This is a genomic window from Streptomyces sp. NPDC059224, assembly GCF_042754285.1.
In the GTDB taxonomy this organism is placed as follows: domain Bacteria; phylum Actinomycetota; class Actinomycetes; order Streptomycetales; family Streptomycetaceae; genus Streptomyces.
The window spans coordinates 12,491-23,895 of record NZ_JBHZAN010000018.1 but is presented as its reverse complement, the minus strand read 5'-3'; the positions used below and the strand labels follow the sequence as shown (position 1 = coordinate 23,895).

The following is an 11,405-nucleotide window of genomic DNA, read 5'->3' as shown; positions in this document are numbered from 1 at the left end:
CTAGTGGTAGCAACATTCGCAGAGATTCGAGCCTTGCTGGGCGAACCCAGATTTAACTGGACGGATTCGGCGCCATGGATTGAATTGGAGCGGGAGTTCGGCATCGAATTCCCGGCGGACTTCCGTGAGATCGTGAATGCCTACGGTTCGGTTCAGATCAACAATCAACTGTATCTGGAGCACCCCGCCGGCCATCTTATGCACAACCTGGGAGAATCGATCCGGGGGGATCTCGAGCTCTGGCGCGAGGAAGACATGGTGGAGTACCTGCCCAGTCCGGCAGGGGCGAACCCCGGGGAGTTGATGCCGGTGGTGACGGCCATGACGGGGGAATCGGTTTTCCTCCGCGTTCCCGACGGCCCCTCGTCACCCTGGCGCGTCGTGGTGGCCGAGCTCGACAGTCCGGCCTGGACTCTGCACGAGATGACGTTCGGCGAATGGTTGCTGGCTTACCTCAGAGGTGAGGACGTGACGGTGTGTTCGCGCAACTTCGCGCCTGACCGCCCGTTCTTCGAACCGCTGAGCTGAACCGTTGTACTCGCAGATCAGCACATCGCCGTACGCCCCCACGGCGGAGATGAAGGCGGGTGGGAACTCGACGCCCTGCTCCTTCACTGCCGCGCCGATCACCTCCTTCCTCGCCCTAGCGGACCGGTAGTTCGAGAGGCGAGGAAGGGGGCGGGTGGGTAATGTGCAGGTTCATTGTCCCACTCCATGTCGACAGCTGGGCGTTCCGCTCCTGGTGCTGCCTTCGCCCGGGGAGCCCTGGGGGCAACACCGTCGAGGGTGGCCAGCTACTGAACTTTCAGGCCCGAAACTGGCCGGTCGCTGTCCGGGCGAGCGTTGGCAGCAGCATCGTAAGGCGGTCATCTCTACGAGCCTGCGGATGGTCCCGGTGCGGCGATCGCCGTGCCGGCGGCTGGGAACTTCCCGTTGCATGTACGGGCACGTGAACCTACGTCGCCCTTTAGACCCCTTCTGGACCCACCCGGTGACAAACCCTGATGATCAGAGCTGTCCTCTGGCACGCGAGGGTCATGCGGTCATGGGCCGAATGCACACCAACGCCAGCCGGAGCCCTGCCGGAGACTAGGCCACGGTTGAGATGGACGGCCGTCACCCGTACGGCACTGCACTGGAGGGGTCTTAGAAACGGACGCCAGCGCATATCTCGGCCTTGACGCTCGTTTGACGCTCCGAGTATTCGAGGGGCCCGTCGGTGGAGTCGAAAATGCCGTCTGGCCTGCGGTTACGCCCACGATCCCAATTCTGACGTCTTTCCGATGACCTCGCACGTGGAGTGCGTGGCGATTCTTGAGCCCGCCGCAAAGGGGCTTTGACCTGCAGGTTTCCTGTAGTGCTCAGGTCTGGCCGGGTGTGCTCGACCTGTTTTCCGAAGTCCACGAGGTGAAGTGCGTAGGCTGCTTGCGACCGTCGTCTGACCTGGCGTTTTAGATTGCGTACTGGGACCGTGGTCCGGTTGCTCCGCCTCTGGGTACGAAGAGAGGCCGGTCGTCTCGACGCTCAATTGACGCTCGTTCTGATGGGTCGTCATTGAGCGCTGTCGGCCAAGACGTGATCAGCCCGCGGACTTTACGGCCGTCTTCTCAGTCGTGTCGGATTCTTCCGCATCCGTGAGTGTCGGCGACGCTTGAAATGTGAGCCGGTTCCGGCGGGTGAAAAGTGACCCCCGCTCTGTCAGTTGATGTTGGTCATTCCCCGGTGTTGGCGGCGGGAACCCGTCCGAGGTCGCGGCCACGCATGCGGTAGCTGTCGCCCTTCAGCGAGATGACCTCGGCGTGATGGACGAGGCGGTCGATCATCGCCGCGGCGACGGTGTCGTCGCCGAAGACCTCGCCCCAGCGCCCGAAGGGTTTGTTGCTGGTCACGATCACCGAGGCGCGTTCGTAGCGGCCTGAGATGAACTGGAAGAACAGGTTCGCTGCCTCGGGCTCGAACGGGATGTAGCCCACTTCGTCGACCACGATCAGCGGGATCCGGCCCAGCCGGGTCAACTCGTCGCTCAGACGCCCAGCTTGATGGGCCTCGGCAAGACGGGTGACCCACTGGGCGGCGGTGCCGAAGGCGACCCGGTGGCCGGCCTGGCAGGCCCGGATGCCGAGGCCGGTGGCGAGGTGGGTTTTGCCGGTGCCGGGTGGCCCCAGGAAGATCACGTTCTCCTTTCCGGCGACGAAATCCAGCGTCCCCAGATGAGCAATGACCTCCCGTTTCACCGACCGCTGGTGATCGAAGTCGAAGTCCTCCAGCGACTTGCGAGAGGGAAAACGGGCCGCCCGGATCCGTCCCTCGGCGCCGTGCGAATCGCGGGCGGCGACCTCTCGCTGCAGGCAGGCGGCCAGATACTCCTCGTGGCTCCAGCCCTCGTCGCGGGCCCGCTCGGCGAGCCGGGCGGCAGCGTCCCGCAGAGCCGGGGCCTTCAATGCCTTGGTCAGATAGATGAGTTCGGAGCCGACGTCACGGCTGTTCCCTGCCTGATTCGTGCCGTTCTTCGTGCTCATCACGCTGCCCCTTCACCTTTGCTCAGCCCGCCAGCGACCGCTCCTCGACCTCCGTCACGTCCACCGGCCCGGGCTTCGTTCCGGCGGCCTTCTTGCGGGCGGCAGCGGCAGCGGCCGCGTGGTCCGGGTCGGTGATGGTCTGGTGGCGAGCCCAGCTGCGGGCATGGCGGGCGACCTCGACGCCGTCGCAGGTCACCAGTACCTGGTCCAGGTCGGCGGCGACCTCGATGCGGCGGCCGACGGCCAGCGGATGCACCGAGTAAGTCGCACGTGTCCAGGCGGACGTAGTGGTCCCTGGGCAGTCGCACGGATGCCTTCCACCAGCCGGGCGGGGCGATCGGCGGCAGGGCCAGCATCCGGGAGCGGTCCGCTTCCAGCCGGTCCGCCGGACGGGCCTGCAAAGTTCTGTGGATGCGCCGGTTGGCTCTGGTCAGCCAGTCGGCGAGCTGGATGTTGAAGTCGGCCGGCGAGGTGAACACCCGCCCGGGCAGGAACGACGTCTCGAGATAGCCGTTGGCCCGCTCGACGAGGCCCTTGGCCTCTGGATCCCGCGGCTTGCAGAGCAGGAACTTGATGCCGAGCAGTCCTGCGAACGCAGCGAATCCGTCGGTCAATTGAGGACCGCCGGACCGCCAGGAGCCGACCGCTCCCTCGTTGTCCCAGACCAGCACCCGAGGGACGGCACCGAGCTCTGTCAGCAGCCGCCAGTGCCCGGCGATCAGGTCGGCCGCGGACCTCGAGGGCAGCATCCGGGCGGTGATCCACCGCGAGTAGCCCGCGACCATGACCAGCACCGGAGGCCGCCCGACCTGGCCGAAGCCGAGCGGGATGTCGGCCGGCGGGAACCACAGGTCGCACTGGCCGATCTCGCCCGGTTCATAGACCGTCCGCGACGCCGGATCCGCAGGCCGATAAGCCGGCCGCAGGTCCCGGACCCGGTCCTTCAGCACGGTCAGACCGCGGTCCCAGCCGACCCGTTCCGCGATCACCGTCGCCGGCATCTCAGGCCACTGCTCGAGCGGTTCACGAATCTGCGGCTCGACCGCGTCCACGATCGAGCCTTTCGGCGCCCGCTGGTACTTCGGCGGCGCGTCGTCCGCGATCGCCCGGCGGACCGTGTTCCTCGCGATCCCCAGCTTCCTCGCGATCGCCCGCACCGGCATCTGCTCGGCCCGATGAAGCCGGCGGATCTCCGCCCAGTCCTCCACGCTGATCACCACTCCTCCCGGCCTGACTCAACGAGCCAGACCCCTGGAGGGGGTCAACTTTCAAGCGCCGCCTCTGGTCCACTTTTCAGCCGTCGCCGACACGTGAGTGCTTGTTGCGGCGCGGGGAGGATCAGAAGAAGGGCCCGACCAGCACTACGCCGATGAGATGTGGGTGATCAGGCCGGTGATGCTGGACAGCGGGCCCGTCGAGGTGAGTGCCGTCGTGCGTCCTGGGCATCGGTGGTGGAGGCCAAATGCGGTGACTCTGAGCTGCCGTGTTATCGCCTGCGTCTATAGCCGCATGCTTCCTATGGCGAAGACTCGCTCTACACCGAGCGCGGGTTAGGGGCGGGCCCAGCTTCTGCTGTGCCCGCCCCCTAACGGTTATGACTTGATGGGTTGGCTAGTTGTAGTAGCCGCTGGTGTCGACGATGAATGGAGTGCCCCCCGAGATTCCGACACCTGGACGCTGGATGTTTCGTCATCCGACCATCGGCTACCTCACCCCACACCAGGCCAGGACCCGCTACAGACAACGGCTCCACCTCGCCGCATAAAACGAAAGTGTCGGACCTCAAGGGGTCACTCCAGCAGGGCCAGAACCCAAGAACTTCATCAGTCTTCAGGTGCGGCGATACTGTTCGAAGACGCGCAACGCCTCGGGGTTTTCGAGGGAGCCTGGGTTTACCGCCTGATCCACTGGAGTTCCGGCCAGGATCCGCTTGACCGGTACCTCGATGCGCTTGCCGGTGAGGGTGTGGGGGACGGCCGGCACGGCGATGATCTCGTCCGGTACGTGACGCGGTGACAACTTGGTGCGCAACGCGTTCGAGATGGCGGCGCGCAGGTCGTCGTCCAGGGTCGTGCCCTGCGCGAGGACCACGAACAGCGGCATCCAGTAGCCGCCGTCCGGCTGTTCCAGGCCGATGACGAGAGATTCCTTGATCTGCGGCATCCGCTCCACGACTTCGTAGATGTCGGAGGAGCCCATTCGGACGCCCTGCCGGTTGAGGGTGGAATCCGAGCGGCCGTGGATGACGACCGTTCCACGGGAGGTGTGGGTGATCCAGTCCCCGTGGCGCCAGACGCCGGGGAACATGGCAAAGTAGCTGTCGCGGTAGCGCTGATCGTCCGGATCGCTCCAAAAGTACAGCGGCATGGACGGCGTCGGTCTGGTCACGACCAGTTCGCCGACCTCGTCGACGACCCGCTTGCCATCCTGGCTCCAGGACTCGACGGCGACACCCAGGTTCGGTGCCTGGATCTCACCGAGGTGGACCGGAAGCGTGGGCACGCCACCGACGAAAGAACCGCAGACATCGGTGCCGCCGCTGACCGAGACGAGCCAGATGTCCGCGCTGATCTCGTCGTAGATCCACCGGAAGCCGTCCGGCGGCAGCGGCGAGCCGGTGATGCCGATCGCGCGCAGGTCGGCCAGGTCCAGGTCCTGGCCGGGGTGGACTCCGGCCTTGCCGCAGGCCATGACGTAGGCGGCGGAGGTCCCGAACACGTTGGTGCCGGTGTCGGCTGCAACGCGCCACTGCGCGTCGGCAGCCGGGTATCCGGGGCTGCCGTCGTACGTGACGATACTTGCGCCCACGAGCAGGCCGGCCAGCAGATAGTTCCACATCATCCACCCCGTCGAGGTGTACCAGAAGAACCGGTCGCCGGGTCCGAGATCGAGGTGGAGGCCCGCCTGCTTGAGGTGGTCGACGGTGATGCCGCCGTGGCTGTGCACGATGGCTTTGGGCAGGCCGGTGGTGCCCGAAGAGTAGAGCACCCACAGCGGGTGGTCGAACGGCAGCTGCTCGAAGACCGGCTCGGCGGGCGCCGCCGTGAGACCCTCCCACTCCCGGGCTCCCGCGGGGGCGGCGAAACCGAGTACGGGAATGTGCACCACCTGACGCACCGACGGAAGTTCGTCGCGCAGTTCCTTGACGACGGCACGCCGGTCGTGTTCCTTACCGCCGTAGCGGTATCCGTCGACCGCGAACAGGACTACCGGCTCGATCTGCTGGAAGCGGTCGAGGACACTGCGCGCACCGAAATCGGGTGCGCAACTCGTCCAGACAGCGCCCACCGCTGCGGTCGCCAGCAGCGCCACGACGGCCTGCGGGATGTTGGGCACGTAGGCGGCCACACGGTCGCCAGGCCGGACTCCCAGAGCACGCAACTCGGCTGAGACCGAACCGACTTGGCGGCGCAGCTCGGACCAAGTGGTGGCGACGGGTTCGGGCGTGCGCTCGTCGACGTGGATGATCGCGGGGGTGTCGGCGATGTTCGAGTCCTCGCCGTGACGCAGCGCATGCTCGGCATAGTTGAGCGTGGCCTCGGGAAACCACCGGGCGCCGGGCATGGCAGTACTGCTGAGCACCGTGGTCGGCGGCCTGGTGAAGCGGACGTCGAACCACTCGGTCACGGCCCGCCAGAAATCCTCCAGACGCTCGACGGACCAGCGGTGAAGGGTGGCGTACGCGGCTTGCGGCGACAGCCCGGCCGTTTGGGGTGCACCGTGGTGCGCCGCCGCGAACTGCTGGAAGGCGCTCAGGCGGGAGGAGGCGGCGCGGGCCGGATCGGGCGTCCACAGGAGAGGTGGGAGTTCGGTGCTCATGGGTACTGGCTCCGGTTCGGGCGTGCTCGCACGTCGGTGGGCGGGGCGGTCTCGTGGATGCGGCGACTACGCGGCGAAGGCGCCGAGGGGTCTGGAGTGTCGGTGTGTCAGAGCAGTTCGAGGACGGTGGCGTTGGCCATACCGCCGCCCTCGCACATGGTCTGGAGGCCGTAGCGGATGCCCTGGTCCCGCATATGGTGGACGAGCGTGGTCATGAGGCGTGCGCCGGACGCGCCCAGCGGGTGGCCGAGTGCCATGGCGCCGCCGTTAGGGTTGAGCCGTGACTCGTCGGCACCGGTCTCCTTGAGCCAGGCCAGGGTCACGGAAGCAAATGCCTCGTTGACTTCGAAGGCTCCGATGTCGTCGATACGGAGCCCGGAGCGGGCCAACGCCTTGGCGGTAGCGGGAATGGGTCCCTTCAACATGGTCACCGGGTCGCATCCCGTCGCGACCGCCGTGTGTACCCGTGCGATCGGCTGCCAGCCCTGGGCGCGGGCGAAGGCGCTGGTGGTGACGAGCACGGCTGCAGCGCCGTCGGAGATCGGGGAGGCGTTGCCCGCGGTGATGGACCCACCGGGAGAGAACGCGGGTTTGAGCCCGCCCATGGTGTCCAGGGTGCCCCCGCGGCGGATGCCCTCGTCCTCGGTGAAGAGGTTGCCGTCCGGCAAGGGCACCGGAACGATCTGACCGGTGAACCGGGACGTGTCGGTGGCACGGGCGGCCTTGGCGTGCGACTCGAGCGCGTGGCGGTCCATGTCCTGGCGCGTGATGCCGTACTCGTCGGCAATCATCTGCGCGCCCGTCCCCTGGTGGAAGTCGTCGACGCGGTAGCGGGCGAGAGCGGCCGGGCCGTAGGGGCGGCCGAACTCCCCAGCGGAGAAGGGGGAGCCGATCGGGACGCGGCTCATGGACTCGACGCCGCCGGCAACGGCCACGTCGTACTGGCCGGAGATGACACCTGCCGCCGCGAAGTGAACGGCCTGTTGGGAGGAGCCGCACTGGCGGTCCACGGTGACCCCCGGAACCGACTCCGGCCAGCCGGCCGCCAGGACCGCGTAGCGGCCGACGTTCGCGGTCTGCTCGCCGACCTGCGAGACGCAGCCCCATACGACGTCGTCGACCGAACTTGGCTCAAGCCTCGTCCGCTCGGTCAAGGCGCGCAGGACGTGCGCGGACAAGTCCACTGGATGTAGACCGGACAGTGCCCCGTTGCGTTTGCCGATCGGGGTGCGGATGGCGTCGACGACAACCGCGTCGCGCATGGCGACTCCTCACTCGTAGTAACTCGGTTCTTGCTCGCTCTGCACGGCCGCCGCGGGGCAGTTGGGGTTTCGGGGATGGTCTTTGAGCGCCCTGATCAGGTTTGTGAACTCGGCGGGCTTCGCCTGGATCTCGGCGTCGACCATGGCCGCCTGTGCCTCGGGCGACCGAAACCGCCGGCCTCACGGAGTCTCAGGTCGATCAAGTCCAGGCCACGCCGAAGGGGAACGGGAGCCGCTACGGACCAGGGTCATGTCGCGTCTCAGGAAGGGGACTGCGCAGGCCACGCGGCTTCCTCGCCCGGTACTGGTGCACGTGCCGGTACCGACGCTCGAACGCCTGCGGATGCTTCGGGGTTTCCACAAGGTCAGCAGCCGGGCATGGTTGGTCGTGCTCGTTCTTCGTACGGGGGACTGCCCTCCCTGCCGTCCTGATCCGGAAGGGTCAGGACCGGGCAGCGGTCAGTTCCGCCACGGTCTCACCGATCCAGTCACAGATGTAGTCGCGTACGACAGGGACGTTGTCGATACTGCAGTGCTCGACGCCACCCTCGCGCTCGGTGAAGATCTTCAGGTCGCGCTTGGGGCTGTTGACCAGGTCGTTGTAGAGGTCCTGGGCGTAGTGGACCGGGATCTGTCGATCGTTGGATCCGTGGACCACGAGGAACGGCACGGAAATCCTGTCGACGATGCCGCGCAGAGTGATCTTCGGCGCGAGGTCGAGGAACTCGTCTAGGTCCTGGCAGCCCCACACCCACTGGACGTGCTCCCAGTAGTGCGGCACAGGCCGGGCGCCCTGGTTTTTGAGGCGCTGCAACTGCACGTGGCCCCAGTCGTAGTTCGAGCCCCAGGCGACTCCGAAGCGGATGCGCGGTTCGAACGCGGTGGCCCTGGGGCCGTAGTAGCCGCCGAGGGACCAGGCCAGCATGCCGACCATGTCCTCGTCGACCTCGGACCTGGTGGTGAGGTAGTCGATGCAGGCCGCTGCCCAGCGCTCGGTGTCGGGGGTGGCGGTGAGCCGGCGCAGCCGCAGCGCCTCGCCAGCTCCGGGGGTGTCCACCACGAGGGTGGCGATGCCGCGACGACGTAGCTCGTCGGGCGTCCCGGTGCCGTAGATCTGCTCTTTGGTGCTGTCCAGTCCGTTGAAGAAGAGGACGCAGGGGACCGAGCCGCTCTTCTCCCCGGCACCTTCCGGAAGAGTGAGGATGCCGGGCAGACTCGAGTCCTCGTAGGGAATCTCGACCCGCTCGGCGGGCTGGTCGGTGAGTTCCAGGTACCGGGCGAAGCAGTCCAGCGTTTTGCGGTAGACGGCCTTACGGGGTTCGTAGCTGTGGGCTTGCATACGCTCCGCCGTCTGGTAGTAGACGGCGGCCCGGTGGTACTTCTGGCCGGCACTGCGCCGACGCTGGTGCTTCTCGTCCTCCTGAGCAAGCCCGACCAGGGTGTCCGCCACGGAGCACCAGGAACGGAAGAATGCCTGGGTTGCCTCGTCCTCACGGCCCTCGGGGAGGTCACGGAGGGGCTGGCAGGCCACATCGACCTCACCGATCTGCCCACCTACGGCCAGGGCGATTCCGACGGAGAGGTTCCAGACGTATTTGTCCGGAAACGGTTCGAACATGCTGGGCCCAGCCTTTCGTTGCTCTGCGAAGCTTGTGGCTCTGTGGTGTTCGTCGAGCGGGTGGCGCTACTTGATTGCCAGGGCGCTGACCGGTGCGCCCGAGGCGCCCGTGAGCGGGAGAGGGGACGCGACGAACATGAACTCGTAGACGCCGTCCTCTGCGCAGTCAGCCGCCAGTGCGTCCAGATCGAACATCTCACCGAAGGCGATTCCGCCGTGCACCAGCGAGACGATGTGCAGTGGCTGGAAGTAGGAGATCTCGTTCGGGCGGACTTCCAGTCCCCAGGTGTCGGTGGCCACTGCGGCGATGTCGTGCTCGCGCAGCCATGGTGCCGTGTGCAGCGACAGCCCGGGAGCATGGCCGCCGGCGTAATCGCCCCAGTTGCCTCGGCGAGCAGCCATGAAGCCGGTCCGTACGAGAAGGGCGTCGCCGGGCGCCACGTCGAGGTCGTGAGCCGCGAGGAATTCCGTGATGTCCGTGGCCGTGATCGCCTCGCCGGGCTGCAGCGACTCGACGCCGCGGTGGGCCGGCAGGTCCACCAGCACGCCCCGCATCACGATGCGGCCGGTGTAGTTCTCGATCCCGTTCGTCTGCGCACCCTTGCTGGTGACCTGGTCGGCAGGGCGACCGTTCCACATCTTCCCTTTCCAGAAGATGTGGGACAGCGAGTCCCACTGAGTACCGCACTGCGTGGGCATTACCAGCACATCGTCGGAGAAGCCGATCCCCTTGGCGGGGCCCCAGCCGGCAGGCAGCACTTCCTGTGCACCCGTGACGTGGTCCGTTCCGGTTGCGGTCAGGTACAGCTGCGGGTTGTTGCGGAAGCCCCCGGGCTGGGGGCCGCGCTGGTCGTAGGGCAGGCTGAGCGAGATGGTTCTGCCCCGCCGCACCAACTGGGCTGCGGCGCGGACCTGTTCGTGGCCGACCAGGTTCAGGGTGCCGATCTGGTCATCCTCGCCCCAGCGACCCCAGTTGGAGCAGATGTCGATGTAGTGCTGCAGCAGCCGGAAGTCGTCGTCCTCGGGTACGTCCATGGCGGTGGTGTCTTCCATCAGAAGGGTCCGGCGAGCTTCTCGAAGGCCGCAGCGATCACACCTTGGTGGTCGGCGCCGGGTGTGCCGGGGTGGGTCTGCCAGTAGCTGAGCTGGTTGCCGGTCTCGACGACGAACTTGCAGCGTGGGTGCCGGCGGTCGCTGTAGCCGTTCAGGGCCTCGTCCAGCGTGGGGGCGGTGGCCAGCGCCTCGGCGAGCGCGACCGCGTCCTCCAGACACATGGCCGCACCGGCGGCCAGGTGTGGAGTCGGGCAGTGTGCGGCGTCGCCCGTGAGGGCGACCCGACCGCGGTACCAGGGAGCGGGAACCACCATGGTCTCGAAGGAGGTGTAGTTGATCTGCTCCGGTTCGCGGATGTCCTCGCGGACTAGCGCTGCGATGCCACCGAAAGGCTCGATCCGCTTGCGGGCCAGCTCCACCAGCTCGGCGCGATCCGGGCGGTAGCCCTCCTCGACCGGGAACGTGATGTACATGTACATGCGGTCGGGCGCAGTCGGTGTAAACCCGATGAAGACGTCACCGACGGTGTGAAACTGGATCTCGGAGACCACCTCGGCCGGACGCGGCAGTACCACCCGCAGGATGCCCTGGCCCTGGAACTCAGGCGTCATGTGGCCGAAGACCAGATCACGAACGGTGGATCGGAAGCCGTCTGCTCCGATCAACACGTCGTAGACCTCGGTCGCGCCGGTGTTGAACTCGACGGTCACGCCGTCCGCGTCCTGCTCGACACGGACCGGCGAGGTCCCGGTACGAACGGTGGTGCCTTCCACCGCCGCACGGTCGAGGAGGATGCGGTGCAGTGTGGGGCGCATCATGCCGATCATGCCGGGCTCGTCGGAGCCGACGGGCGAGGGAAGCGGGAAGCTGGAGTCCAGGGTGCCGTCGGCCTTGTAGGTGTCGAAGTCGGAGATCCCGAAGCCGTTGGCGAGGCATTCGTCGTACACACCGAGCTTGTCCAGGGCGCGCAGTGCGGCGCCGATGAGGGTGATGCCGCTACCGAGGGTCTCGACGCGCTCCTGCCTCTCGACGAGGTCGACCTCGTCTCCCTGCCGCGACAGGAGCAGGGCGGTGGCCAGCCCGCTGATGCCACCGCCGACTATCAGAACTCTTGTCATCTCGGTGATTCCTTTC

Annotated in this window: 8 protein-coding genes and 1 pseudogene; 1 reads left to right on the top strand and 8 read right to left on the bottom strand. The window is 66.8% G+C overall.

Features of this window, described 5'->3' with window-relative positions; genetic code table 11:
* The first annotated feature begins 3 nt into the window (after positions 1–3).
* Positions 4–528: an SMI1/KNR4 family protein gene (locus ACFXI4_RS20845; RefSeq protein ID WP_384992934.1), complete on the top strand. Its 525-nt coding sequence runs from the start codon at positions 4–6 to the stop codon at positions 526–528.
* Between the two features lie 1,184 nt (positions 529–1,712).
* On the opposite strand, the gene istB is transcribed toward ACFXI4_RS20845, so the two are convergent.
* The 8 genes and pseudogenes from istB to ACFXI4_RS20805 all read right to left on the bottom strand — a co-directional run bounded on the left by istB (position 1,713) and on the right by ACFXI4_RS20805 (position 11,389).
* The gene (gene istB / locus ACFXI4_RS20840; protein ID WP_384992931.1) at positions 1,713–2,519 is read right to left on the bottom strand and encodes an IS21-like element helper ATPase IstB; all 807 of its coding nucleotides are present in this window, start codon (positions 2,517–2,519) and stop codon (positions 1,713–1,715) included.
* A gap of 22 nt (positions 2,520–2,541) precedes the next feature.
* Positions 2,542–3,736: pseudogene (gene istA, locus ACFXI4_RS20835) on the bottom strand (IS21 family transposase).
* Between the two features lie 613 nt (positions 3,737–4,349).
* On the bottom strand, positions 4,350–6,338 hold the full coding sequence (locus ACFXI4_RS20830; RefSeq protein ID WP_384992928.1) for an acetoacetate--CoA ligase: 1,989 nt from the start codon (positions 6,336–6,338) through the stop codon (positions 4,350–4,352).
* 107 nt (positions 6,339–6,445) lie between these two features.
* On the bottom strand, positions 6,446–7,600 hold the full coding sequence (locus tag ACFXI4_RS20825; RefSeq protein WP_384992926.1) for a thiolase family protein: 1,155 nt from the start codon (positions 7,598–7,600) through the stop codon (positions 6,446–6,448).
* 9 nt (positions 7,601–7,609) lie between these two features.
* Positions 7,610–7,744 carry a hypothetical protein gene (locus tag ACFXI4_RS20820; protein ID WP_384992923.1) on the bottom strand — a complete coding sequence of 45 codons (135 nt, stop codon included), beginning with the start codon at positions 7,742–7,744 and terminating at the stop codon, positions 7,610–7,612.
* Positions 7,745–8,042: 298 nt separating this feature from the next.
* The gene (locus ACFXI4_RS20815; RefSeq protein WP_384992920.1) at positions 8,043–9,218 is read right to left on the bottom strand and encodes an alpha/beta hydrolase family protein; all 1,176 of its coding nucleotides are present in this window, start codon (positions 9,216–9,218) and stop codon (positions 8,043–8,045) included.
* A 66-nt stretch (positions 9,219–9,284) separates the two neighbouring features.
* Entirely contained in the window at positions 9,285–10,253 is a 969-nt protein-coding gene (locus tag ACFXI4_RS20810; RefSeq protein WP_384993248.1) for a cyclase family protein, read from the bottom strand.
* 17 nt (positions 10,254–10,270) lie between these two features.
* Positions 10,271–11,389, bottom strand: coding sequence for an FAD-dependent oxidoreductase (locus ACFXI4_RS20805; protein ID WP_384992916.1), 1,119 nt, complete (start codon positions 11,387–11,389; stop codon positions 10,271–10,273).
* Positions 11,390–11,405 lie beyond the last annotated feature (16 nt).